The sequence below is a fragment of the Caballeronia temeraria genome (assembly GCF_001544795.2).
In the GTDB taxonomy this organism is placed as follows: domain Bacteria; phylum Pseudomonadota; class Gammaproteobacteria; order Burkholderiales; family Burkholderiaceae; genus Caballeronia; species Caballeronia temeraria.
In genome coordinates, this window is sequence record NZ_FCOI02000007.1 from 69,952 (window position 1) to 93,237 (window position 23,286).

25 protein-coding genes are annotated in these 23,286 nt (G+C 63.8%); 2 read left to right on the forward strand and 23 right to left on the reverse strand.

What is annotated here, in order from left to right; translation table 11 throughout:
- Window positions 1–60: 60 nt before the first annotated feature.
- The 21 genes from ltaE to guaB form a co-directional block, all read right to left on the reverse strand.
- Complete coding sequence (gene ltaE, locus AWB76_RS12655; RefSeq protein ID WP_061160465.1) at window positions 61–1,065, reverse strand: low-specificity L-threonine aldolase; 1,005 nt, start codon at window positions 1,063–1,065, stop codon at window positions 61–63.
- 118 nt (window positions 1,066–1,183) lie between these two features.
- Window positions 1,184–1,687, reverse strand: a complete 504-nt coding sequence (locus tag AWB76_RS12660; protein WP_061160466.1) for an ureidoglycolate lyase — start codon at window positions 1,685–1,687, stop codon at window positions 1,184–1,186.
- Window positions 1,687–2,697: an allantoicase gene (alc, locus tag AWB76_RS12665; RefSeq protein ID WP_061160467.1), complete on the reverse strand. Its 1,011-nt coding sequence runs from the start codon at window positions 2,695–2,697 to the stop codon at window positions 1,687–1,689. Before alc ends, AWB76_RS12660 begins: the two co-directional genes overlap by 1 nt.
- A gap of 32 nt (window positions 2,698–2,729) precedes the next feature.
- Window positions 2,730–3,251, reverse strand: coding sequence for a 2-oxo-4-hydroxy-4-carboxy-5-ureidoimidazoline decarboxylase (gene uraD / locus AWB76_RS12670; protein WP_061160468.1), 522 nt, complete (start codon window positions 3,249–3,251; stop codon window positions 2,730–2,732).
- Complete coding sequence (puuE, locus tag AWB76_RS12675) at window positions 3,248–4,198, reverse strand: allantoinase PuuE (protein WP_061160469.1); 951 nt, start codon at window positions 4,196–4,198, stop codon at window positions 3,248–3,250. The genes uraD and puuE overlap by 4 nt, the downstream gene beginning before the upstream one ends.
- A 133-nt stretch (window positions 4,199–4,331) precedes the next feature.
- Window positions 4,332–5,066: an aspartate/glutamate racemase family protein gene (locus AWB76_RS12680; protein ID WP_061160470.1), complete on the reverse strand. Its 735-nt coding sequence runs from the start codon at window positions 5,064–5,066 to the stop codon at window positions 4,332–4,334.
- 51 nt (window positions 5,067–5,117) lie between these two features.
- Window positions 5,118–6,611, reverse strand: coding sequence for an NCS1 family nucleobase:cation symporter-1 (locus AWB76_RS12685; protein WP_061160471.1), 1,494 nt, complete (start codon window positions 6,609–6,611; stop codon window positions 5,118–5,120).
- Between the two features lie 369 nt (window positions 6,612–6,980).
- Entirely contained in the window at window positions 6,981–7,727 is a 747-nt protein-coding gene (locus tag AWB76_RS12690; protein ID WP_061160472.1) for a GntR family transcriptional regulator, read from the reverse strand.
- A 298-nt stretch (window positions 7,728–8,025) separates the two neighbouring features.
- A complete protein-coding gene (gene ldcA / locus AWB76_RS12695; protein WP_208606566.1) occupies window positions 8,026–8,949 on the reverse strand; it encodes a muramoyltetrapeptide carboxypeptidase in 924 nt (307 codons plus the stop codon).
- Window positions 8,943–9,542: a tRNA adenosine(34) deaminase TadA gene (tadA, locus tag AWB76_RS12700; RefSeq protein ID WP_061160474.1), complete on the reverse strand. Its 600-nt coding sequence runs from the start codon at window positions 9,540–9,542 to the stop codon at window positions 8,943–8,945. The genes ldcA and tadA overlap by 7 nt, the downstream gene beginning before the upstream one ends.
- On the reverse strand, window positions 9,539–9,931 hold the full coding sequence (locus tag AWB76_RS12705) for a DnaJ family domain-containing protein (RefSeq protein ID WP_061160475.1): 393 nt from the start codon (window positions 9,929–9,931) through the stop codon (window positions 9,539–9,541). The genes tadA and AWB76_RS12705 overlap by 4 nt, the downstream gene beginning before the upstream one ends.
- Before the next feature lie 276 nt (window positions 9,932–10,207).
- Complete coding sequence (locus AWB76_RS12710; RefSeq protein ID WP_061160476.1) at window positions 10,208–10,975, reverse strand: ABC transporter ATP-binding protein; 768 nt, start codon at window positions 10,973–10,975, stop codon at window positions 10,208–10,210.
- A complete protein-coding gene (locus AWB76_RS12715; RefSeq protein WP_096031293.1) occupies window positions 10,972–11,832 on the reverse strand; it encodes an ABC transporter ATP-binding protein in 861 nt (286 codons plus the stop codon). The genes AWB76_RS12710 and AWB76_RS12715 overlap by 4 nt, the downstream gene beginning before the upstream one ends.
- Before the next feature lies 1 nt (window position 11,833).
- Window positions 11,834–12,745, reverse strand: coding sequence for a nickel transporter permease (gene nikC / locus AWB76_RS12720; protein WP_061160654.1), 912 nt, complete (start codon window positions 12,743–12,745; stop codon window positions 11,834–11,836).
- Between the two features lie 19 nt (window positions 12,746–12,764).
- Window positions 12,765–13,814, reverse strand: a complete 1,050-nt coding sequence (locus AWB76_RS12725; protein ID WP_061160478.1) for an ABC transporter permease — start codon at window positions 13,812–13,814, stop codon at window positions 12,765–12,767.
- Window positions 13,811–15,379, reverse strand: a complete 1,569-nt coding sequence (locus AWB76_RS12730; RefSeq protein ID WP_244173343.1) for an ABC transporter substrate-binding protein — start codon at window positions 15,377–15,379, stop codon at window positions 13,811–13,813. The genes AWB76_RS12725 and AWB76_RS12730 overlap by 4 nt, the downstream gene beginning before the upstream one ends.
- A gap of 50 nt (window positions 15,380–15,429) precedes the next feature.
- Complete coding sequence (gene ddpX, locus AWB76_RS12735) at window positions 15,430–15,993, reverse strand: D-alanyl-D-alanine dipeptidase (RefSeq protein WP_061160480.1); 564 nt, start codon at window positions 15,991–15,993, stop codon at window positions 15,430–15,432.
- 91 nt (window positions 15,994–16,084) lie between these two features.
- Complete coding sequence (gene thpR / locus AWB76_RS12740) at window positions 16,085–16,660, reverse strand: RNA 2',3'-cyclic phosphodiesterase (protein ID WP_061160481.1); 576 nt, start codon at window positions 16,658–16,660, stop codon at window positions 16,085–16,087.
- Between the two features lie 35 nt (window positions 16,661–16,695).
- Complete coding sequence (gene guaA, locus AWB76_RS12745) at window positions 16,696–18,279, reverse strand: glutamine-hydrolyzing GMP synthase (protein ID WP_061160482.1); 1,584 nt, start codon at window positions 18,277–18,279, stop codon at window positions 16,696–16,698.
- A 166-nt stretch (window positions 18,280–18,445) separates the two neighbouring features.
- Window positions 18,446–19,270 carry a hypothetical protein gene (locus tag AWB76_RS12750; protein WP_061160483.1) on the reverse strand — a complete coding sequence of 275 codons (825 nt, stop codon included), beginning with the start codon at window positions 19,268–19,270 and terminating at the stop codon, window positions 18,446–18,448.
- Window positions 19,271–19,285: 15 nt separating this feature from the next.
- A complete protein-coding gene (guaB, locus tag AWB76_RS12755; RefSeq protein WP_061160484.1) occupies window positions 19,286–20,746 on the reverse strand; it encodes an IMP dehydrogenase in 1,461 nt (486 codons plus the stop codon).
- A gap of 212 nt (window positions 20,747–20,958) precedes the next feature.
- Between guaB and AWB76_RS12760 the strand changes: the two genes are divergently transcribed.
- A complete protein-coding gene (locus AWB76_RS12760) occupies window positions 20,959–21,936 on the forward strand; it encodes a DMT family transporter (protein ID WP_061160485.1) in 978 nt (325 codons plus the stop codon).
- 7 nt (window positions 21,937–21,943) lie between these two features.
- On the opposite strand, the gene AWB76_RS12765 is transcribed toward AWB76_RS12760, so the two are convergent.
- The gene (locus AWB76_RS12765) at window positions 21,944–22,267 is read right to left on the reverse strand and encodes an RnfH family protein (protein ID WP_061160486.1); all 324 of its coding nucleotides are present in this window, start codon (window positions 22,265–22,267) and stop codon (window positions 21,944–21,946) included.
- Window positions 22,264–22,701 (reverse strand): type II toxin-antitoxin system RatA family toxin, encoded by a 438-nt coding sequence (locus AWB76_RS12770; RefSeq protein ID WP_061160487.1) that lies wholly within the window; start codon window positions 22,699–22,701, stop codon window positions 22,264–22,266. Before AWB76_RS12770 ends, AWB76_RS12765 begins: the two co-directional genes overlap by 4 nt.
- A gap of 119 nt (window positions 22,702–22,820) precedes the next feature.
- Here AWB76_RS12770 and smpB point away from each other — a divergent pair, with 119 nt between their 5' ends.
- Complete coding sequence (gene smpB / locus AWB76_RS12775; RefSeq protein WP_061160488.1) at window positions 22,821–23,270, forward strand: SsrA-binding protein SmpB; 450 nt, start codon at window positions 22,821–22,823, stop codon at window positions 23,268–23,270.
- Window positions 23,271–23,286: the final 16 nt, after the last annotated feature.

The following is a 23,286-nucleotide window of genomic DNA, read 5'->3' on the forward strand; positions in this document are numbered from 1 at the left end:
TTCTGTTGTGCCGAATGCCCCGCTTCGTTCGAAGCGGGGCATTTTTCATTCAACGTTCATTCAGCGCGCGAAGTAGTCCTTCACCGCGCGAATGACGGTGTCGATATCCGCGCGCGAGACATCGCGATGCGTGACGAAGCGCGACGCGTAGAGCATCTGCATGAGAATGCCGCGCTCTTTCAGGAAGGCTTCGAGCGGCGCGCAATGCGCCTCGGGAATCTGCGCGAAAACCATGTTGGTCGCGTGCGAATGCACCTTGACCGCGTCGATCTGCGCGAGGCCGGCGGCGAGATGCGCGGCGTTGTCGTGGTCCTGTGCGAGGCCATCGACGTGATGATCCAGCGCGTACAGGCACGCTGCAGCAAGCACGCCCGACTGGCGCATGCCGCCGCCGAGCACCTTGCGCCAACGGCTCGCGACATCGATCAATGCCTTCGATCCGACCAGCACCGATCCCACCGGCGCGCCCAGCCCTTTCGAAAAACAGATGGACACCGAGTCGAACGGCGCGCACAACGCACTCACCGGCTTGTCCGATGCCACCGCCGCGTTGAAGACGCGCGCGCCGTCGAGATGCGTCGCGAGACCGCGATCGCGCGCGAGCTGCGTCGCTGCGTCGACATAAGAAGCCGGCAGCACCTTCCCGCCGATGGTGTTCTCCAGCGCCAGCAAGCGCGTGCGCGCGAAGTGATTGTCGATGGGCTTGATCGCCGCCGCGATCTTGTCGAGCGGCAGGGAGCCATCGGGGGCGTTTTCGATCGGCTGCGGCTGGATGCTGCCGAGCACCGCCGCGCCGCCCCCTTCGTATTTGTACGTGTGTGCGTGCTGTCCGACGATGTACTCGTCGCCGCGCGCGCAATGCGCCATCAGCGCGGCGAGATTGCTTTGCGTGCCGCTCGGGAAAAAGAGGCCCGCTTCCTTGCCGGTGCGCGCGGCGAGCGTGGCCTGCAACTCGATGACGGTGGGATCGTCGCCCCAGACGTCGTCGCCGACTTCGGCGGCGGTCATGGCGGCGAGCATGGACTTGCTGGGACGGGTGACGGTATCGCTGCGGAGATCGATCATCGTGAGTTCGGGGCGTTGGAAAGAGTCGTCGGAAATGAGCCGACTATCTTAACGCCACAAAAGCAAAAAGACCGGCCACACCGCGCCGGTTCTTCCCGAGCCCGAAGAGGCGGCGGCCTTACCGCATCGCCTCTTCCGTCAGCCACAACGATTCCTTCAGATCCTGCTCGTTGAGGTTATGACCTTCGCCGCCGCCGCGATCGACGACGATGTAATCGCTCACCTTGCCCAGCGCGAGCAGCGGATGATGCCACACGCCTTTCGCATAATTGACGCCCTGCCAGCCGCTCGTGACGAACGCGCGAATCTTCGACTCGTCGAGATCGCCCGCGGGCGCCACGACGACGAGATACGGCCGGTCATCGAGCGGAATGAACGCCTGGCTGCCGAGCGGATGACGCTCCATCATCTTGCATTCGAACGGCAGCGTGCGCGGCTGGCCACGAAACAGATTGACGATCGCGTGGCCGCCCTGATCCGTCACGTCGACGTTGCACAGATCGTGAAAGCGGATCGTGGTGCCGAGGTTGATCGGGATCTGCTTCGCGCCATCGAGTTCGATGACATCGCCAAAGGGCTTGAACGCAGCGCGCGTCAACGGTTCGATAGCCAGCTTTTTCATTATGCGAGGGTTCCGAGTAGACGAAGACGCGACACGCCGCCGTCAGGATAAATGTTGAAGCGCACGTGCGTCACCGGGCCGAGCGCGGCCAGCTCCGGCTCGAAGAAATGCTGCTTGTCCATCTGCAGCTTCTGTTCGCCGAGCAGCACCGGCCAGAACATGGCCTGCGTGACGAGCGAGCTGTCCGTGCCGCCCTTCACGTACGCCGCCTGCAACGAGCAGCGATCCGGGAAGTTGCCCTTGAAGTGCGCGGTATCCACTTCGACCTTCTTGATGATGCCCGGCTGCGCGAGCGCGACGATACACCAGTCGTTGCCCGGCTCGCGACGGCGACGCGTTTCCCAGCCGTCGCCCATGTTGACGCCGCGGCCCGGCATCAGCAACGTGGATGCGAGACCGAAGTGCTGGTTGTTCGTGCCGACCATGTACGCGCCGTTTTCCATCGCGCCGAGATCGACGAGCTGGTTGCGGTCCGCGTTGCTCCAGTCGAGCTGCGGCTGACCGTAGACACGCAGACGCGCGATGCCGCCATCCGGATAGATATTCACGCGCAGATGCGTGAACGGCTTGGCGTCCGCAACTTCGAGATAGTGGTGGCTGTTGCCCTGGAGCGTCGTCGACGGGACGATCTCCGTCCATTGCGTCGACTGGTTCGGCGCGCCGTCGATGACATGCGCGCCTTCGATCGACGCCGCCGGCGGGAAATTGCCGGTGAAGTGGCTCGTGTCGACATCGATGCCCTTGATCACGCCCGGACGCGCGAGCTTGACGATGCACCAGTCATAGCCCGTCGTGCGCTTGCGGCGCGTTTCCCAGCCGTCCATCCACTTGCCGTGATCGTCGTACTTGCCGGGAATGAACACCGCCGGCTCGGGATTGAGCATGCGATCCTTCGGCGCGAAGAAATCGTCGCTCGCCTCGAGTGCCTGCGCGCCCAGACGCGGGTCCGCAAGATTCACATAGCGGCGCGTGAATTCGGGCGCGTTGGGATCGAGTGTCGGAATTGCCATTGTTGCGTCCTTATCGTGACAGTGAATGCGGATCAAGCCTGAATCAGGTCGTTCAACCTGAAACCGGCGATCCGGTAAATCTGGTCGAGGCTCGTGCGCAGTTCTTCGGCGCGGTCGTGATTCACGCGCTCCTCGAAGTTCGCGATGATCCCGTGACGGTCATACCCGCGCACCGCGAGAATGAACGGAAAGCCGAACTTCTCGCGATACTGCGTGTTGAGCGCCTGCAACCTGTCGAACTCTTCCTGCGTGCAGAGATTCAGGCCCGCGCCGCTCTGCTCGCGCGTCGATTCGGCGGTCAGTTCGCCGCGCACCGCTGCCTTGCCCGCGAGTTCCGGGTGCGCGTTGATGAGCGCGAGCTGCTTTTCGTCGCCGGCCGTTTCGACGATGCGCGACATCGCCGCGTGCAGCGTGTCGATGTCCTTGAAGGGCCGCTGTTGCGCGGCGGCTTCCGGCACCCACGGCGAGTGCTCGAAAATGCCCGCGAGCACCGTCACGAACGTGTCGGCGGGCATGGTGTTCAATTGGTCGAGTGTGTATTGCATCGCCTTCATGCCGCCGTCCCGTTGTTGGATTTTTCGAAAGGATGTTGTTCGCGCCAGTGACGCGCGATGTCGGCACGCCGCGTGACCCACACGCGATCGTGCTTCTCGATGTGATCGAGGAATTTCTGCAGGCCGCGGAAGCGTCCCGGGCGGCCCAGCAAGCGGCAGTGCATGCCGATGGACAGCATCTTCGGCGCTTCGTCGCCTTCTTCGTAGAGCACGTCGAATGCGTCTTTCAGATACGTGAAGAAGTGATCGCCCGTATTGAAACCCTGCGGCGTCGCGAAGCGCATGTCATTGGTGTCGAGCGTGTACGGCACGATCAGATGCGGCTTCTTCTCGCCGCCCGTCACTTCCACTTCGGTCCAGAACGGCAGGTCGTCGCCGTAATTGTCCGAGTCGTACAGGAAACCGCCGTATTCCGCGACCAGCCGATGCGTATTGGGACTGTCGCGCCCGGTGTACCAGCCGAGCGGACGCACGCCCGTCACGCGCTCGATGGCTTCCATGCCGAGGCGCATGTGTTCGGCTTCGCGCTCCGGCGACATGTCCTGATAGTGAATCCAGCGATATCCGTGGCACGCGATCTCATGCCCCAGCTCGACGAACGCCCTCGCCAGTTCCGGATGCCGCTCGATCGCCATGCCGACGCCGAAAATGGTCAGCGGCATGCCGCGCTTCTCGAATTCGCGCAGAATGCGCCACACGCCCGCGCGCGAGCCGTATTCGTAGATCGACTCCATGCTCATGTGACGCGAGGGATACGCCGCCGCGCCCACGATCTCCGACAGGAACTGCTCCGAGCCCGGATCGCCGTGCAGCACGCAGTTCTCGCCGCCTTCTTCGTAATTGAGCACGAATTGCACGGCGACGCGCGCGCGTCCCGGCCAGTTCGCCTGCACCGGGTGGCGGCCGTAGCCGATCAGGTCGCGTGGGTAGTTCGGATCGAGTGACATGGCTGGCGTTCTGCTCAAGCGTTGGGAAACGGGATTGTCGACGATTCAGTGTAGCTAAAAGACCCGGACGCGCCCATACATCAGGGCGCATAATCCGGGTCACGTCATCGGTATGTGTCCGGCGGGAAGGCCATCAGCGCGGGCTGAAATCCGACAGCACGCCGTCGTACCGTTTCGCCAGCGGCCGCGCGAAGTCGCCGCGTTTCGCCGTGTGCAATCTCAGCGCGATCAGCGCCTCCGCCCACTTCACCGCGGCCGTCACGCCCTCCACCACCGGCGCGCCGATCGCCTCCTCCACTTCGCGGCAGAACTCCGCCATGCCCGCGCAGCCGAGGACGATGGCGTCCGAGCCGTCCTCGTCGAGCGCGCGCCGGCATTCGTCGATGATCGTCTGACGCGCGGGCGACCCCGGCACGTCCAGCTCTAGCACGGGCACGTCGGTCGCGCGGACGTTCTTGCAGAAGCGCGACATTCCGTAACGCTCCGCGAGATGCCACGCCATGCCCACCGTGCGCTGCAAGGTCGTGACGACAGAAAATCCCGGTGCGATGACGCTTGCCGCGTGCATCGCCGCCTCCGCGATGCCGATCACCGGGCCGCGCGCCAGCTCGCGTGCGGCGTAAAGGGCCGGATCGCCGAAGCAGGCGATCACGTAGCCGTCGAAGCCCTGCTTCTCGCCCGCTTCGACTTCCGCGAGCAGACCGAGCGACGCGATCGCCTCGTCGTAATAGCCTTCGATGGACGGCGGGCCCATCGTCGGGCTGACGGCGACGATCTCCGTGCCGGGCGCGGCGACCTCGCGGGCGCAGCGGCCCATCGAGTCGGTCATGCGCTGCGTCGTGTTCGGGTTGATCAGTTTGATGCGCATTGCTGTTCTCCACGTACTGCTTCGAAAGGTTCTCTCAGGTTCTATCTTTTTTTAAACCGGGCGCTTGCGGTCGGCGAGGAAGTAATAGAACACCGCGCCCAGGCCCGCACCGATGAACCACGAGAAGTTCGCAGCACCTTCGAGCGACGGCAGCATCACGCAGAGAATCGCGATCACGGCGGCCGGCAGGAGCGCCATCACGGCGCGGCGGTTCACGCCCTTCGTGTACCAGTACTTGCCTTCTTCGGACACCGTGTAGAGATCGTCGACGACGAGCTTGCCGCGCTTCACGAGGTAGAAGTCGAGGATCAGCACGCCATACAACGGTCCGATGAAGCTGCCGAGAATATCCAGCGTGTAGTGAATCACGGCCGGGTTGTTGAACAGGTTCCACGGCGTGATGAAGATCGACGCGACCGCCGCCATCATGCCGCCCATGCGCCAGCTGATGAGCTTCGGCGCGACGTTCGAGAAGTCGAAGGCCGGCGACACGAAGTTAGCGACGATGTTGATGCCGATGGTCGCGATCGTGAAGGTCAGCGCGCCCAGAATCACAGCGGACGGATGATCGATGCGGCCGACGGTTTCCACCGGATCGGTGATCAGCTGGCCGAACACCGGCAAGGTCGCAGCAGTCGTGATGACGGTCACGAGCGAGAACGCCAGGAAGTTGACCGGCAGACCCCAGAAGTTGCCGCGCTTCACGCTGCGAAAGCTCTTGCCGTAGCGCGAGAAGTCGCCGAAGTTGAGCATCGGACCGGAGAAGTAGGACACGACGAGCGAGATCGCGGTAATCATCACGGGAATCACTTCCATGCCGTGATACTTCACGCCGCCGAGATTCAGACCGATGTTCCTGATGCCCGCGCGCCACACCATGTAGCCGGCGAGAATGAACATCACGACATAGACGGCGGGACCGGCGAAGTCGATGAACTTCTTGATCATCTCCATGCCGCGCCAGAACACGACGGCCTGCAGCACCCAGAGCAGCATGAAGCCCGCCCAGCCGAGCGCCGAGAGTCCGACGAAGCCGTACTTGTGCACGTCGGCGTAAGGCATCAGCGACGGCACGAACTTCAGCACGACGATGACGAGCGCGCTCGACGCCAGATACGTCTGGATGCCGTACCACGCCACCGCGATGAGCCCGCGAATCACGGCGGGAATATTCGCCCCGAGCACGCCGAACGTGGCGCGGCACGCGACCGGATAAGGCACGCCCGCCACCTGGCTCGGCTTTGCGATCATGTTGCACAGCGCATTCACGAGCCCGATGCCGATCAGAAGCGACACCAGCACTTGCCAGCTCGTCAGGCCGAGCGCGAAGAGACTGCCCGCGAACACGTATCCGCCGACGCTATGCACGTCCGACATCCAGAACGCGAAGATGTTGTACGCACCCCAGGTCTGATTCTTGAGCGGGGCGAGGTCCTCGTTATACAGACGGTCGCTGTAACCGGCGGGCAGATCCGGGTCGTGTCCCGATGTCTGCTCTTCGTATTGAGGCAGGGCTGAGCTGCCGGATGCACTGAACTGGGCCATGACGTCTCCTTCATTGGCTGCTTGCGTGATGAAAAAACTGCAAATGCTCGGGGTTCAAGCTTCGATCGGATGCCTTCGCTGACGTATCGAACGTTTCGAACGTTTCGAATCAGCGCGGCATTCTTCGGATTTGCGTTTTCGCCTTGGGGCATGAGGCCAAGAGCGCGGGGCCTTTGCCCGGCACGCCCGCCCTGCGGCGACTTTCATTTCACGCTCTGATGAGCGTCCTGTTCGATGCAGCGCACGCTGCGAGTTTTTGCGCGTGCAACTCTCCACGCGCCCGGCGCGTCGCGCGGGGCACGGTCTCCCATTATTTAGTCCTGCTTGATTCAGCCGATGGCAGACGCTCCGGTCTGCCGTCTCACTGCCTTAACTATCGAGCGCCTTTTCGCGTTCGGCGGGCCGGGTGAATACTTCCTTCAGATCGACCGCGCCGCGAGCCGGCCGCTCCAGCATCTTCAACTCGACGTCGCGCAGATGTTGCGCCATCAGCACGCCGGCTTTGGCTGCGTCGCCGGCATCGAGCGCGGCGAGAATCTCTTCGTGGTCCTCGAACGAACACGAACTCTTGCCGAGCGATTCATACAGCGCCGAGATCAGCGTCGACCGTGCCACGAGTCCCGACAGACATTCGCACAACACCGTGTTGCCGGTCAGCGCGGCGAGTTCGGTGTGGAATTCGCCAGAGAGTCTGATCCACGAAGAAAAATCGTGGCTTTCGAAGGCGCGGCGTTCTTTTCCGATCGTCGCGCTGATCGACTTCAACCGGCGCACCCCGTGCCCTTGCGCGATTCGATCCACCACCGCCAGTTCGATGATGCGGCGCATCTCGAACACTTCATGCACTTCCTGCAGCGACGGGCTTGCCACGAAAGCGCCGCGATTCGGCTCCAGATCGACGAGCCTTTCGTTCGACAGTTGCGCAAGCGCCTGGCGGACCGTACCGCGCTTCACGGCGAACACCTCGCACAACTGCGCTTCGGTCAGCTTCGCGCCCGGCGCCAGCCGATGCTCGAGGATCGCGGCGCGGATGTTTTCGGCGATCGACTCGGCATTCGCCCCGTTCGGAGCGGAATCTGAAGCATTCGATGCAACACTACGCTTGGTGTCGGACATGATGTGCTCGCTTGCATGTTAAGCATCTTAGAATCGACATAAAGATTGTCAACAATTCATTTGAGAATTTGACTCTTCGGGGCGGAATTTTGGATCGCAGATTTCCCTCAACTCCAATGCCAACAAGGCTTCGTGCGGATTTCGCAAGTTTTTGTCAGCATTGCCAGCACTTTTTTGTTGACAATTCATGCGGCGCACTTGGTGCGTAGGCAATTCGTGGATGGTGCATATTAAGACCGTTAGTTGCAAAAATGGACTTAAAATAAGGCGCTCATCTGAACGCCTTATCGCGCCTTGGTCAAGCCAGATGCGGGTAGTCGGAAAGTTTCAACGTGAATCCCCGCTCCGTCGCAATGAGGTGCGCGGTTGCACCGAAAGGCAGCGTCAGCAAATTCTCGATGTGTCCGAACTGCAATCCCGTCACGACCGGAATACCGGTCACCGACCGCACCTGCTCGATCATCGCGTCGAGAGAATAGCCGTTGTCGTAGTCGGAAAGCCGGCCGCCGGAAAATTCGCCCATCACGATTGCCTGCTGACGGCCGAGCACGCCCGCCTGATACAACTGATAAATCATCCGTTCGATGCGAAACGGATGCTCGTTCACATCCTCGATGTACAGAATCCCGCCCTCGACCGGCGGCAAATACGGCGTGCCAACGAGCGACGCCAGAATCGCGAGATTGCCGCCCCACAGCATGCCGGTGACATCGACGGTCTGTTGCTGCGGCGTGTGGCTCGTCACGGTGAAGCTCGAGTGGGAGATCGCCTTCCAGAAGTGCTGCATCGTGAACGAACTCAACTCTTCCGCGCCAAAATCGCCGGCGAACATCGGTCCGCCGAAGCTTTTCACGCCCGCGTGTGCGAAGAGCGCGCACTGGATCGCGGTGAAGTCGCTATGGCCGACGATCGCGACCGGCTGATCCGCGAGCCGGCGCAAGCCGAGATAGTCGAGTCCATGCAGGATGCGCGACGCGCCGTATCCGCCGCGCACGGCAAGTACGATGTCAGGCAACCGCCGCGATGCGTCCGCGAGACGGTTGAGGTCGGCTGCGCGCTCGGCGTCGGTGCCGCCGAAACGCTGAAAGCGGCGTCGCGTCGCGTCGACGTTTTCCAGGCGATGCCCTTCCCTGCGCAATCGCCCGATGCCGCGCTCGACGGCCGCCGGATCGTGCGGATAGCCAGACGGCGCGACGAGGTCGATAGTGCGTGATTTCACGATGTTGTCGTTGGATTCGTTATTGAGACGGCGGCGGCCTGCCCGGCTTCCCGCGCGCGGCGCGCATCGCGTTCTTCGCGCGCGAGGCGGCGCCGCTCGGCGAAGAAATTCTTGAGCGCGTGTCCGCATTCGTCGGCAAGCACGCCGCCCGTCACGGTCGTGTGATGATTGAGCTGCACATTCGCGAACATGTCGACGACACTGCCGCACGCGCCCGTTTTCGGGTCCGTGGCGCCATACACGACGCGCGAAATCCGCGAATGCATGATCGCGCCAGCGCACATCAGGCAAGGTTCGAGCGTCACATACAACTCGCAGCCCGGCAGCCGGTAATTCTGAAGTGTCTGAGCGGCGGCGCGCAACGCGGCCATTTCGGCATGCGCGGACGGATCGTGCCCGCGAATCGGATGATTGAAGCCGGTGGCAATGACCTCGTCGCCGAGCACGACCACCGCGCCGACGGGTACTTCACCCGCCGCACGGGCCTGCTCGGCAGCTTGTTGCGCGAGCGCCATGAAGCGGCGATCGCGTTCGCTGGAGGAATCGGCGAAAGGAGCGCCGGGCGCGGGGTCCGCTGCGTCCGACAAGCCGGTCACTTCGCTTCCACCGCCACGCGCGACTGCGCGCGCTCGGACAGCCGCTCCGCAATGCGGCGACGATATTCGTGCGGCACGCAGCCGCCACCGCGCAGCGATTCCAGCGCCATGTCGAGCGCGAGCATCCTGGCTTGCAGGCGGCAACGGGCCGCCGGGTCCGTCACCTTGTCGAACTCTTCCTGCAGCCCGCGCAGTGCGCGAAGCTGTTCGACGGCAGGCGGAACGAAGCCCGCGTTCTTGAGGATTCGATTGGCGACGCGCACTTCCTCGGGTACGAGGACGTCGTCGTCGAAGTGGAGCGGTGCGCCCGCGCCCGGCAGGTCATTGAACTCGCCACGCGCAGCGGCTTCGTTGATCCGCTGTTCGACCAAAGCATCTAGCAATTTCATCGGGGATTACGACCGATTTACACCCGCGAACGGGCGCGGTCTGTCACGATTTCCGTTGGTTAGCTCGAAGTCGGAAAGCAGCCGGAAAACCACGCTCGCGCGTTGTTCGGCACGTCTCGACAATCCAATGCACATTCTATCAGTGGCGGCCGCGCCGGTTTCGTCGAAGACAGATCGGTTTGCGGTGCATCGCCGTATACCGGGCTTATCACCGTCCTTATGCGTCGTTTGCGCAACATTCGTTGACTGGCCGCAACAATCGTGCTTGTGCGATGACTACGCACCCTGCTCCGGCGCGACACGCGTCCCGTTCTCGCGCGTGTAGCCTTGCGTCGCGAGCAGAAGGCGCCGCGTGTACTCGTGCGCGACGTCGTGCGAACGCACCGCATCGACGCCGAGTTGCTCGACGATCTCGCCATTGCGCATCACCGCGACGCGCTGGCACAGAAAGCCGATGACCGCAAGATTGTGGCTCACGAGGATCATCGTCAGCTTGCGTTCGCGATGCAGCCGGCGCAGCAGGTTCAGAATCTCGGCCTGCACGGAAACGTCGAGCGCGGACGTCGGCTCGTCGAGCAGCAGCACGCGCGGCCCGACGATCAGCGCCCGCGCGATCGATACGCGCTGGCGCTGTCCGCCCGACAACTGATGCGGATAGCGAAAGCGGAACGCCGGGCCGAGGCCGACTTCGGCGAGCGCATCGAGAATGCGCGCGTCTTCGTCGCCGATGCCGCTGATCGCGAGCGGCTCGCGCAAGGTCTTGTCGACGGTGAAGCGCGGATGAAGCGCGCCGTACGGGTCCTGAAACACCATCTGCACGTCGCGCCGCTCGGGCCGATCGGGCCGCGCGGCGATGCGCAGACTGCCGCCCGCGAGCGGCGTCAGCCCGGCGAGCGCGCGCAACAGCGTGGATTTGCCGCTGCCCGATTCGCCGACGAGCCCGAACACTTCGCCCTCTTCCACGCGCAGGGAAACATCGCGCACGGCGTCGACGTGGCCGGTCTTCGTCTTGAAGCGTATGAGCGCGCGCTCGATCTCGATCATCGCGCGATCCTTTCATCGAGCCACGACGGATCGCGGCGCAGTGTGGGCAATTCATCGGGCGGATTGTCGAGCGGCGGATTCGCTTCGAGCAGCCCGCGCGTGTACGGATGCGTCGCGTGGGCGAGATCGCGCGCCGCGCACGTCTCGATGACGCGCCCGCCGTACATCACCGCCACGCGGTCGCAGAACGACATCACAAGCGGCAGATCGTGGCTGATGAACACGAGCCCGGTGTCGTGGCGCTCGATCATCTCGTCGAGCACGGCAAGCACCTGCATCGACACGAGAACGTCGAGCGCGCTCGTGGGTTCGTCGGCGATCAGAAGACGCGGACCGGCCGATACCATCATCGCGATCATCACGCGCTGGCCCATGCCGCCGGACAATTCGTGCGGATATGCATCGGCGACGCGCTGCGGATCGCGGATATGCACGGCTTCCAGCGCCGCGACAATGCGCTCGCGCAGCACGCGCCGGCTCTCTTTCACGCCCTGCCGCACGAAGGTTTCGCGCATCTGCTGCGCGACGGTCATCACCGGATTGAGCGAGTATTTCGGGTCTTGCAGGATCATGCTCATGCGCGTGCCGCACAGGCGGCGGCGCTCTTTCGGACGCATCGCGAGCAAGTCCTGTCCTTCGAAGCGCAGCGACTTCGCGGACCATTTCGCCTCGGGCGGCAGGAGTCCGAGCAGCGCGCGCCCCGTCAGCGACTTGCCCGATCCCGATTCACCGACAATGCCGAGCCGCTCGCCACGCCGTACCGTCAGCGATACGCCGCGCACGGCGGGCATGAGCGCGCCGTCGTGGCCGGCGAACGCCACTTCGAGGCCGTCGATTTCCGCTAATGCGTCGGACATGTCAGCCTCCATGACGCGGATCGAAGACGTCGCGCAGACCGTCGCCGAGCAGGTTGAAGGCGAGGCTCACCGCGAGGATTGCGAGGCCGGGAATCGTCGCGACCCACCAGGCGTCGAGCAGCACGTTGCGGCCCGCCGCGACCATGTAGCCCCATTCCGGGCTCGGCGGCTGCGCGCCCAGTCCGAGAAAACCGAGACCCGCGACGGCGAGAATGATGCCCGCCATGTCGAGCGTCGCGCGCACGATCACCGACGACGAGCACAGCGGCACAATATAGCGCAGCAGAATGCGCAGATGCGATGCGCCTTGCAGACGCGCCGCGTGGATGTAGTCCGCCTGCGCGAGCCGCAGCGACTCCGCGCGCGCGAGCCGCGCATACGGCGGCCACGCGGTGATGGACAGCGCAATCACCGCGTTGAGCACGCCCGGCCCGAGCGCCGCGGCGAACGCGAGCGCGAGCACGATCTTGGGAAACGCGAGCGCGACATCGGTGACGCGCATCAACACCGTATCGACGATACCGCCGCAATACCCCGCCACCGTGCCGATCAGCAGTCCGGCCGGCACGACGAGCACGACGACGAGCATCGCGATCGCCAGCGTGAGACGCGAGCCGTGCACGAGCCGCGAGAGGATGTCGCGGCCGAGCTGATCGGTGCCGAACCAGTGCGCCGCGCCCGGCGGCGTGAGGCGTTCCGCGAGCACTTGCTGCAACGGATCCTGCGTGACGAGCATCGGCCCGATCGCGGCGACGACGATCAGCAGCAGCAGAATCGCGAGCCCGAGCATGCTCAACGGATTCGACGAGAATTGCCGCCAGCGCCGATACGCGCGTCCGAGCGCGGCCTGGCGCGGCGACGCCGGCGTATCGGTTAGCAGCCACGCGCGCGGGCCCGTTCGCGCCGGTTTCATGTACGCAGAGTCCTCCATGTCAGCGCGCGCGTGGATCGAACACGCGATACAGCGCATCGGTCAAGAGATTGAGCGCGATAAACGTCGCGCCGATCACGAGCGTGCTGCCGAGCACGGCGTTCATGTCGGCGTTGAGCAGCGCGCCCGTCAGATACGAGCCGATGCCCGGCCACGCGAACACGATCTCCGTCAGCACCGAGCCTTCGAGCAGATAGCTGTACGCGAGTGCGATCACGGTCAGCAGCGGCACCGCGATATTGCCAAACGCATGCCGCCAGATCACGCGCCGCTCGGGCAGGCCTTTGGCGCGCGCGGTCGTCACGTATTCCTGGCTCAGTTGCTCGAGCATGAACGAACGCGTCATGCGCGACAGATACGCAATCGAATAGAACGCGAGCACGGCCGCCGGCAGCGCGATATGCGAGAACGCGTTTTTGAAGACATCCCATTCGCCGGCGATGAGCGAATCGATCAGCAGGCTTCCGGTGCGTGTATCGACCATGCCGTCGTAGACCGGATCGATGCGCCCCGGCCCCGACACCCAATGCAGCCGCGCATAGAAGAGCAGCAGGCCCATCAGCGCGAGCCAGAACACCGGCACCGAACTGCCTGCGAGCCCGATCACGCGCGCGACATGATCGACGATGCGGTTGTGCTTCACCGCCGCCGCGACGCCGAGCGGCACGCCAATCGCAATGCCGATGAACGTCGAGAGCGTCGCGAGTTCGAGCGTCGCGGGAAAGACGCGTTTGATGTCGTCGATGACCGGATTCGCGGTCAAAAGCGACACGCCGAGATGGCCGTGCAGCACGTCGCGCGCATAGATCAAAAATTGCTCGATGAGCGGCTTGTCCAGCCCGAGTTGCAGGCGCGCGGCCGCATAGGCAGCGGCGGACGCGCGGTCGCCGAGAATCGCGAGCACCGGGTCGATCGGAATCTTGCGGCCGATGAAAAACGTGATCGCGAGCAGGCCCGTGAACGTGATGACGAGCATCGCGATCCAGCGCGCGAGCGCCAGCGCGATGCGTACGCCGCCGCGCCGCGAATCGATGAGCGTGACCGTGCTCACTGCTTCTTGATGTTCCGATACGACACGAGATCGTTGATCGGCCCGACTTCGAGACCGGTCACGCCGGGCCGCGCCGCCACCTGCGACACCTTCTGGAACATGATCACGAACGGCGACTTCGCGAGCACTTCACGCTGCATCTTTTCGTACATCTGCGCGCGTTTCTTCGTGTCGCTTTCGGCGAGCGCGGCGTTCGTTTCCTTGGTCAGTTGCGGAATGTCCCACGCGTTGCGCCACGCGAGCATCTTGTAGCTCGACGCATCCGAGTTGTCCGGATTCCACACGAAGCCCTGCGCGTTGCTGTGCGGATCGATGTAATCCGCCGACCACTCGCCGATATAAATGTCGTGCGCCCGCGCGCGATATCGCCCGAGCGTCTGCTTGTTGTCGCTCGGCACGAGTTGCACCTTGATGTTCGCGAGCGCGAGATTCGCCTGCACGGCCTGCGCGATCTCGCTATACGGATAGTCGTTGCGCACGTCCATCTTCACCGTGAAGCCGTTCGCGAGTCCCGCTTTAGCGAGCAGTGCCTTCGCCTTCGCGACATCCTGGTGATACGGATTGTCGTTCAGCGCGCCGAGAAAGCCTTCGGGCAGGAACGTTTCGTGGACCTTGTAGGTCGTGCGGATCACGTTCTTCTGAATGCCCTGATAGTCGATGAGCCACTTCATCGCTTCCCAGACTTCCGGCTTCGCGAGATTCGGATTCTTGTTGTTGAGGCCGAGATACATGAGCGTCGCCTGCGGCACGGCCGTCGCCTTGATGACGCCGGATTTCGAGAGCGTATCGAGGTCGTCGGGCGAGAGATCGCGCGCGACGTCGATGTCGCCGTTCTGGATCATCAGACGCTGGCTCGCCGCTTCGGTCACATGGCGCAGCACGATGCGCTTCATCGCGAGCGGAATGCGATAGCCTTCGAAACGCTGCAACACGATGCTGTCGTTGGCGGTCCACTTCACGAGCTTGTACGCGCCCGAACCGGCTTCGTTGGTCTTGAGCCACTCGTTGCCGTGATCGTTGCCCTTCGCGTGCGACTCGACGAGCTTGCGATCCACCACCGACGCCGGCCACGAACCGAGCACGTTGAGCACGAAAGTCGGTGCGTAACGCTGGTCGGTCGTGACGGAGACGGTCGTGTCATCGATTTTCTTGACGTTCTGCAACGCGTTCGCCTTCGTCAGCCCGATGCCCGCGAGCACCGCCGCCGCGCCTTTATCGAGCAGCGCGGTGCGCTGGATCGACCAGGCGACGTCATCGGCGCTGAGTGCGTTGCCCGAGTGGAACTTGAGTCCCGGGCGAATCTTGAAGGTGAACGTGAGGCCATCCTGACTCACGGTCCACGACTCGGCGACATCGCCATTGAATTTCGACGGGTCTTTCAGATCGACGCGCACCAGACGGTCGTATGTGTTCGCGACGTATTCCTCCGGCACCAGCTCGTAGATTTCGCCGGGATCGAGCGAGGTGAATTCATCGAGCAATGTGGCCATGACGAACATGTCTTTCGGCGTAGCGGCCTGCGCGTTCTGCACGCCTGTAAATGCCGTCAACGCCGCTGCGAGCATGACCGCTGCCAATGCTTTTTTCATGTGTTGCCGTCCTTTGGATGTCGCGATTACATCAGCCGCAGCGGGCCGCTTTCTTCGTTGTCGATCAGAGCAAGTTCGCGCGAACCTGGCAATTCGTAATGCCACCACTCGCTTTTTATGTGCGTGAAGCCCGCGCCCTGCATCACGCCGAGCAGGAGCGTCCGGTTGCGTTGCACGTGCTCCGGCAAGCGGAAGTGAAAGTGCTCGGATTCGACGACCATCGCATCGAAACCGGTGCCCATGTCGAGCTCGTTGCCGTCGCGATCGACGAGTGTCAGGTCCACCGCCGTGCCGCGGCTGTGGTTCGAGCCGCGCCCGAGTTCGGCGATGAAAGTCGGATCGGGCAGAAAGTCCCACAGCACTTTTTGCGCTTGCGGCGGGCGATAGGCGTCGAAAATCCTGAGCGTCATGCCGATGCTGCGCGCGATATCGACGGCTTTGCGCAGCGCGGCTTCGGCAGGCTCCAGCAGCAGGCAGTGCTGAGCCTTGTAGATGGGTTTGCCGGTGAAATTGCGATCGGTCGCGTAGACGAGATCGATCTGGACGTGATGGGTTTCAGGCGTGATGTGCAGCAGGCGGGATCGGGTCATGTAAGCGCTTCGTCTCGATTCTTTCCGATACACGCACCTTAACGCGTTAGAAAAATCCGCGAAACCCTTTATTTCGGGTGGTTCTTGCGATTCACGGCACGAGCGGCCAGCGCGCGAGCACTTCGTATCGCGATTGGCCGAGCAAGCTGCGCACGAGCGCGAACTCGCGCGCGGTCCAGGCGATGGGTTCGACTTGCTGACGCGGGACGCGATGCTCGTCGTAGAGCAAGGTCACGTGCGGGATGAAATGGGGATGGCGTTTGAGCGGGATGCTGGCGGATTCGAGCGCGGCGCCGAGCGCGTGTTCGAGCGCGTCGAGCGGTCCGGTGACGTCGCCCAAAAGTACCAGCGGATGTTTCGCCCGACGGCCCGAAAAGCTTTCGATACGGTCGAGCGTCACTTCGACGGGCGGCAAGGCGATCCGGGACGCCGCGGCGCATGCTTGAGCGGCGATATCGGCGGGAACGCCTGCGAAGGCGCCGAGATAATGCAGGGTGACGTGAAGGCGATCGGCGGGACTCGCCCGCGCCTTCAACTTGTGCTCGATGCGCAGCCGCGCCGCCAGATCAGCGATGCGCGCCGCGGCGGCTGCGTCGGGATACAACGCGAAGAAAAGCGAGTCGGTGACACGCGCGCTTCGTTCGCGATCGGGCGCGGCATCACTCATGCGCCCGGCTCGCGTTCAACGTGAAGCGACGCTTCTCACTCCCACTCGATCGTCGCAGGCGGCTTGCCCGAGATGTCATACACCACCCGATTGATGCCGCGCACCTCGTTGATGATGCGATTGCTCACATGCCCGAGCAGATCATGCGGCAGATGCGCCCAGTGCGCGGTCATGAAGTCGAGCGTCTGCACGGCGCGCAGTGCGACGACGTATTCATAGGTACGCCCATCGCCCATCACGCCGACGCTCTTCACCGGCAAAAACACCGCGAACGCCTGGCTAGTCAGGTCGTACCACGACTTGCCCGTTTCCTTGTCGATGGTGTTGCGCAGCGTCTCGATGAAAATCGCATCGGCGCGACGCAGCAGATCCGCGAATTCGCGCTTCACTTCGCCGAGAATCCGCACGCCGAGACCCGGACCGGGAAACGGATGGCGATACACCATCGCGGGCGGCAAACCGAGCTTCACGCCGAGTTCGCGCACTTCGTCCTTGAACAACTCGCGCAGCGGCTCGAGCAGCTTGAGATTCAGCGTCTCCGGCAACCCGCCGACGTTGTGATGGCTCTTGATCGTGTGGGCGCCCTTCTTGCCCTTGCCCGCCGATTCGATCACGTCCGGATAGATCGTGCCCTGCGCGAGCCATTTCGCGTCGGTGAGCTTGTCCGATTCCTTGTGGAACACTTCGACGAACTCCGCGCCGATGATCTTGCGCTTCGCCTCCGGATCGGTCACGCCGGCGAGCTTATGCAGGAATTCTTCGCTTGCATCGACGTGAATCACCTTCACGCCCAGATGATCCGCGAACGTCGACATCACCTGCTCCGCCTCGTTCTGACGCAGCAAGCCATGATCGACGAATACGCACGTCAGCTGATCGCCGATCGCGCGATGCAAGAGCGCCGCCGCCACCGACGAATCCACGCCGCCCGACAAGCCGAGAATGACGTGCTCGTTGCCGACCTGCGCGCGGATCTTCTCCACGGCTTCGTCGATGTAATGGCCCATCTCCCAGTCCGCCTTCGCGCCGCACAGCTCCAGCACGAAGCGCTCGAGCATCGCGCGGCCCTGCACCGTGTGCGTGACTTCCGGGTGCCATTGCAGGCCGTAGAAGCGGCGGTCGTCGTCGGCCATTGCGGCGATCGGGCACGACGGCGTCGAGGCCATCAGCTTGAAACCCGCGGGCAGGTCGACAACCTTGTCGCCGTGGCTCATCCACACCTTGAGCATCGACTCGCCCTTCTCGCTGGCGAAGTCCTGGATGCCTTCCAGAAAGCCCGTGTGATTCAGCGCCTGCACTTCCGCATAGCCGAATTCGCGCACGTTGCCGAGTTCGACCTTGCCGCCGAGCTGGTCGGCCATCGTCTGCATGCCGTAGCAGATGCCGAGCACCGGCACGCCGAGATCGAAGACGATCTGCGGGGCGCGCGGCGATTTTGCCTCGGTGACCGAGTTGGGGCCGCCCGACAGAATGATGCCCTTCGGCGCGAATTCGCGGATGAACGTCTCGTCGACGTCGTACGGATGGATCTCCGAGTAGACGTGCGATTCGCGGATGCGCCGGGCGATCAGTTGTGTGACTTGGGAGCCGAAATCGAGAATCAGGATTTTGTCGTGCATGGCTGCGGCCAAAGGCTAAGTGAACGAATGATGTCGGTGCGGCCGGAACGCGCTGTTGCGCCCCGTGCTGCCAATAAATCGACGGCCGGCGCTCCGGCCGACCGTGCTTGTCCTGCGTGTTTGCCGTGCTGCGCTTCGCGTGACTCGCGGCATGCGCTTCACGCCTTCAATGAGGCGCGCCCGCGCCGGGCGCGAGCGGATCGACTCTCCGCCCCGTCGACGGATCGATCTCGCCGCTGATGACAGGCTCGATGCGCTTGCCGGTGACCGGATCGATCGCGCGTCCCGTCAACGGATCGAGCGTGCCGCCCGTGACGGGATCGACCGCGCCGTCCGGATGCGCGCGCACGGCGGCCGATGCGATCGGCGACGCGGGATCGAGCGGACGTCCCGCTGAATCGATCGTGCGGCCCGAAATGGGATCGATGGCCGTGGCTTGCGGCGCGCGCGCCGCTGGACGCACGGCGGTATCGATTGGTTCGGCGCGTGCGGAAGATGCCGTGGCGTTCACGCGATTTTCGTCGCGCGTTTGCGCCGCTTTCTTCTCCGCCCGCTGCGCCGATGCCGCGCCGGCCAGCGCCGCGCGCTCGCGCCGCCGCACCGCCGACGACAGCCGCACGCTGCCGAGACCGAGCACGAGCAGCACAGCGCCGACCACGGCCGCGCTGATCTGCCCAAAGCCGTCGATCTGAGGCGTGTGCAGCCCGAGCAGCCAGACCAGCACCACGACGCCGGACAGCCACTGAACATGGCCCGAGACGCGCGCAGCGCGAGCCGTCAACGCGCCATCCACAGCCGCGTGAAACGCAAGCCACGAAAGTCCCATGAGCGCGATGCCGAGCAACTGCCCGGCGAACACCGGCTGCACGCGGATCGAATCCAGTTGCAGCGCGCCGTACAAGCCCGCCCACGGCGTCAGCAGAAACAGCAGACCGAACGCCAGAAAAATCAGGGCATTGATGACGAGCACGACCCGCAGCAACGGTTTCATGATCAGTCCGCTCGATTAGTCGACGTGATAGTTGGGCGCTTCCTTCGTGATCTGCACGTCGTGCACGTGCGATTCGCGCATGCCGGCCGCCGTGATCTGGACGAATTCCGCCTTCTCGTGCATCTCCGCGATGGTGCGGCAGCCGCAGTAACCCATGCTCGCGCGCACGCCGCCGACGATCTGGAACAGGATGGCGTTGACCGAGCCCTTGTAGGCCACGCGGCCTTCGATGCCTTCCGGCACGAGCTTGTCGATGTTCGCCGAGTTGTCCTGGAAGTAGCGGTCCGCCGCGCCGTCCTTCATCGCGCCGACCGAGCCCATGCCGCGGTACGACTTGTACTGACGGCCCTGGTACAGGAAGACGTCGCCCGGCGATTCTTCGGTGCCCGCGAGCATGCTGCCCATCATGACGACATTGGCGCCCGCCGCGAGGGCCTTCGAGACATCGCCCGAGAAGCGCACGCCGCCGTCCGCGATCACCGGCACGCCCGTGCCGCGCAACGCTTCCGAGACGTTGGCGATCGCCGTGATCTGCGGCACGCCCACGCCCGCGACGATCCGCGTCGTGCAGATCGAACCCGGGCCGATGCCGACCTTGACCGCGTCCGCCCCGTACTCGACGAGCGACTTGGCCGCTGCCGCCGTCGCGATATTGCCGCCGATAACCTGCACGTGCGGGTAGTTCTGCTTGACCCAGCGCACGCGTTCGAGCACGCCCTGGCTGTGGCCGTGCGCCGTGTCGACGACGATCACGTCGACGCCCGCCTGCGCGAGCAGTTCGACGCGCTCTTCATTGTCCGGACCGACGCCCACCGCCGCGCCCACACGCAGCTTGCCGTCTTCGTCCTTGCAGGCATCGGGATTTTCGGTCTGCTTGGTGATGTCCTTCACCGTCATCAGGCCGCGCAGCTCGAATGCGTCGTTCACGACGAGCACGCGTTCCAGACGATGGCCGTGCATCAGCGCCTTCGCCTCGGCGAGCGACGTGCCTTCCTTGACCGTCACGAGGCGTTCGCGCGGCGTCATGATGTTGCGCACCGGCTCGTCCAGCCGCTCTTCGAAGCGCAGGTCGCGATTGGTGACGATGCCGATCAGTTGCGCGCCCTCGACCACCGGGAAGCCCGAAATGCCGTGCTGCTGCGTGAGCGCGATCACGTCGCGCACGCGCATTTGCGGCGGAACCGTGATCGGATCGCGCACGACGCCCGACTCGAAGCGCTTCACTTTCGCGACTTCGCGGGCCTGTTCCTTGGCGGTGAGATTCTTGTGGACGATACCGATGCCGCCCATCTGCGCCATCGCGATGGCGAGCCGGCCTTCGGTGACCGTGTCCATGGCGGCGGACACGAGAGGCATGTTCAGGGAAATATTGCGAGTCAGCTGGGATTTCAGACTGGTGTCGCGCGGGAGAACGCTGGAGAAGGCGGGCACGAGGAGCACGTCATCGAACGTGAGTGCTTTCTGGATCAGACGCATGGCAAATCCTATGGGCGCAAAAGCAGATTATACCGATAGTTCCCTGCATTTTCACTGCCCGAACAGCAGCTTAGGCCATTCGGCCGCAAATTCCGGACCGCTCGCGCCCGCCTGCCGGGCGTGCCGCCGGTTGCAGTTTTCGACAAGACGGGCGCCCGGGGCCGCATGCTACGCTTCGCGCCGTCAGTTGAAATTACAGCAGGAGACGGGCAATGCAGCGCGGTGTGATGTACGGAATGGCGGCGGGAGCGATCTGGGGCTTCATCTTTCTCGCGCCACGGCTTTTGCCGGATTTTTCGCCGCTGACGCTCTCCGTCGGACGCTATCTGATGTACGGCGCCGTGTCGCTCGCGGTTGCGCTTCCGTTCGCGCGGCGGCTCGCGGCGAAGCTCACGCGCGCCGATTTCATCGCGCTCGTGAAGCTCGCCCTGGTCGGCAACCTGCTCTACTACATGCTCCTCGCGAGCGCGGTGCAGCTCGTGGGCGTCGCGCCTTCGTCGCTGATCGTCGGGATTTTGCCCGTCACCGTCACGCTCGCCGGCCGGCGCGATCACGGCGCGGTCGACCTCAGGCGGCTCATCGGGCCGCTGTCCCTCGTGCTGGCGGGCATCGCCTGCATCAATCTCGACGTGTTCAGCGACGTGCTCTCGCCCGGCGGCGGCGAACACGCGACGAGCGTGCTCACGCGCCTCGCCGGTCTAGGTTGCGCGCTGGGTGCGCTCGCGTCGTGGACGTGGTACGCGGTCGTCAACGCGCGCTATCTGCAATCGAATCGTCACTTCGACGGCAACGAGTGGTCCGTGCTGTGGGGCATCGTGACGGGCCTGCTCGGTGTCGCGCTCGGCGCGATCGTCTGGATGCTGCCCGCGGGCACTGTGCAGGCGAGCCTGCCGGCGTCGCGCTGGCACTTATTCTGGATCGTGTGTTTTGCGCTCGCGACGGGCGGCTCGTGGCTCGGCAACATGCTGTGGAATGCGGCGGCCAAGCGCCTGCCGCTCACGCTGTCCGGCCAGATGATCGTGTTCGAGACGCTCTTCGCCCTGCTCTACGCCTTCGTCTACGACGACCGCTGGCCGCGCACGCCCGAAGTGCTCGCCATCGTGCTGCTGCTCGTCGGCGTGATCTGGTCGGTCAGGCAGCATACGCTGGAGCCGGCGCCCGCCGCGGCGAAGGAAGCGCCCGCGCACTGAACGCGCTTCAGCGCGAATCCTTCGACTGCCACTTGCGCCCTTCGATGGAACCCGCCTTGCGCGCCTTGTCGACGCGCCGCTGGCGCGCGGCCTTCGGATCCACCTTCAGCGGCCGGTAAATCTCCACGCGGTCGAAGTCGGCGAGCACCGCGTCGAGCGGCCTCGGCTTGCCGAACACGCCGACCTTCTGCGTCGTCAGATCGATGTCCCGATGCGCGAGCAGCACGCCGCTCGCTTCGATCGCATCACGCACCGTCGCGCCCTCGCGCAGATCGACGCGCTTCAGGAACGCGCCATCGGGCAGGCCGTAGCACACGTCGATATGCATCATGGCTTGCCGTAGCGCTGGTCCGCGCGCTTCACGAAGGAATCGACGAAGGTATTGGCGATATGGCTGAACACCGGCCCGATGAGCTTCTCGAGAATCACGTTCGAGAATTCGTAGTGCAGCGCGAATTCGATCTTGCAGGCATCCGCGCGCAGCGGCGTGAAGCGCCAATAACCGGTGAACTTCTTGAAAGGGCCGCTCAGGAACTCCATATCGATATTGGTCGGACGCTTTTGCACGTTGCGCGTCGCGAAATGCTGCTTGATACCCTTGAAGCTGATGTCGATCTTGGCTTCCATGCCGTTTTCGTCCTGGCGGCCGATTTCGACGCCGCCGCACCAGGGCAGGAAATTGGGGTAGTCGGCGACATCGGTGACGAGGTCGAACATTTCTTCCGCTGAATGGCGGATCAATACGGTTTTCTGGACGTCTGCCATATAGGGCGCAGCGGTGGCTGAATTGGGCGGCAACGCGCAAGAGAACGAGGCATCGGTTCGAACGTAAGCCGGCGCGCTGCTAAAATCAGGATTTTAAACGAGTTGGGCACTTTCCATTCATGAGCATCATCGACAACAGAAAAGCCTTCTTCGATTACTTCGTCGAAGAGCGCTACGAAGCGGGTCTCGTGCTCGAGGGCTGGGAAGTCAAGGCGCTGCGTGCAGGCCGCGGGCAGATCAAGGAAGGCTACGTCGTGATCAAGAACGGCGAACTGTTTCTGATCGGCACGCACATCAGCCCGCTGCCCGAAGCATCGAAATTCGCCAATCTGGATCCGGTGCGCACGCGCAAGCTGCTGCTGCATCGCGACCAGATCGACAAGCTCATCGGCAAGGTCGAGCAGCGCGGGCATACGCTCGTGCCGCTCAACTTCCATTACAAGGACGGCCGCGTGAAATGCGAAATCGGCCTTGCGAAGGGCAAGAAGCTGCACGACAAGCGCGAGACCGAAAAGAAGCGCGACTGGGAACGCGAGCGCGCGCGGCTGATGCGCTCGGCTTCGCACTGAGCCGTGCGCGGAGAGC

What these genes read in the sequence shown, in the direction of transcription:
- AWB76_RS12770 (WP_061160487.1), bottom strand. Translation starts at nt 22,701, where the DNA reads ATGGCAGACGTCCAGAAAACCGTATTGATCCGCCATTCAGCGGAAGAA.
- AWB76_RS12730 (WP_244173343.1), bottom strand. Translation starts at nt 15,379, where the DNA reads ATGCTCGCAGCGGCGTTGACGGCATTTACAGGCGTGCAGAACGCGCAG.
- alc (WP_061160467.1), bottom strand. Translation starts at nt 2,697, where the DNA reads ATGGCAATTCCGACACTCGATCCCAACGCGCCCGAATTCACGCGCCGC.
- guaA (WP_061160482.1), bottom strand. Translation starts at nt 18,279, where the DNA reads ATGCACGACAAAATCCTGATTCTCGATTTCGGCTCCCAAGTCACACAA.
- AWB76_RS12710 (WP_061160476.1), bottom strand. Translation starts at nt 10,975, where the DNA reads ATGATCGAGATCGAGCGCGCGCTCATACGCTTCAAGACGAAGACCGGC.
- uraD (WP_061160468.1), bottom strand. Translation starts at nt 3,251, where the DNA reads ATGAAGGCGATGCAATACACACTCGACCAATTGAACACCATGCCCGCC.
- AWB76_RS12750 (WP_061160483.1), bottom strand. Translation starts at nt 19,270, where the DNA reads ATGAAACCGTTGCTGCGGGTCGTGCTCGTCATCAATGCCCTGATTTTT.
- AWB76_RS12765 (WP_061160486.1), bottom strand. Translation starts at nt 22,267, where the DNA reads ATGATGCATATCGACGTGTGCTACGGCCTGCCCGATGGCGCGTTCCTG.
- thpR (WP_061160481.1), bottom strand. Translation starts at nt 16,660, where the DNA reads ATGAGTGATGCCGCGCCCGATCGCGAACGAAGCGCGCGTGTCACCGAC.
- nikC (WP_061160654.1), bottom strand. Translation starts at nt 12,745, where the DNA reads ATGAAACCGGCGCGAACGGGCCCGCGCGCGTGGCTGCTAACCGATACG.
- guaB (WP_061160484.1), bottom strand. Translation starts at nt 20,746, where the DNA reads ATGCGTCTGATCCAGAAAGCACTCACGTTCGATGACGTGCTCCTCGTG.
- AWB76_RS12660 (WP_061160466.1), bottom strand. Translation starts at nt 1,687, where the DNA reads ATGAAAAAGCTGGCTATCGAACCGTTGACGCGCGCTGCGTTCAAGCCC.
- ltaE (WP_061160465.1), bottom strand. Translation starts at nt 1,065, where the DNA reads ATGATCGATCTCCGCAGCGATACCGTCACCCGTCCCAGCAAGTCCATG.
- ddpX (WP_061160480.1), bottom strand. Translation starts at nt 15,993, where the DNA reads ATGACCCGATCCCGCCTGCTGCACATCACGCCTGAAACCCATCACGTC.
- AWB76_RS12690 (WP_061160472.1), bottom strand. Translation starts at nt 7,727, where the DNA reads ATGTCCGACACCAAGCGTAGTGTTGCATCGAATGCTTCAGATTCCGCT.
- AWB76_RS12705 (WP_061160475.1), bottom strand. Translation starts at nt 9,931, where the DNA reads ATGAAATTGCTAGATGCTTTGGTCGAACAGCGGATCAACGAAGCCGCT.
- AWB76_RS12685 (WP_061160471.1), bottom strand. Translation starts at nt 6,611, where the DNA reads ATGGCCCAGTTCAGTGCATCCGGCAGCTCAGCCCTGCCTCAATACGAA.
- AWB76_RS12715 (WP_096031293.1), bottom strand. Translation starts at nt 11,832, where the DNA reads ATGTCCGACGCATTAGCGGAAATCGACGGCCTCGAAGTGGCGTTCGCC.
- AWB76_RS12680 (WP_061160470.1), bottom strand. Translation starts at nt 5,066, where the DNA reads ATGCGCATCAAACTGATCAACCCGAACACGACGCAGCGCATGACCGAC.
- AWB76_RS12760 (WP_061160485.1), top strand. Translation starts at nt 20,959, where the DNA reads ATGCAGCGCGGTGTGATGTACGGAATGGCGGCGGGAGCGATCTGGGGC.
- puuE (WP_061160469.1), bottom strand. Translation starts at nt 4,198, where the DNA reads ATGTCACTCGATCCGAACTACCCACGCGACCTGATCGGCTACGGCCGC.
- smpB (WP_061160488.1), top strand. Translation starts at nt 22,821, where the DNA reads ATGAGCATCATCGACAACAGAAAAGCCTTCTTCGATTACTTCGTCGAA.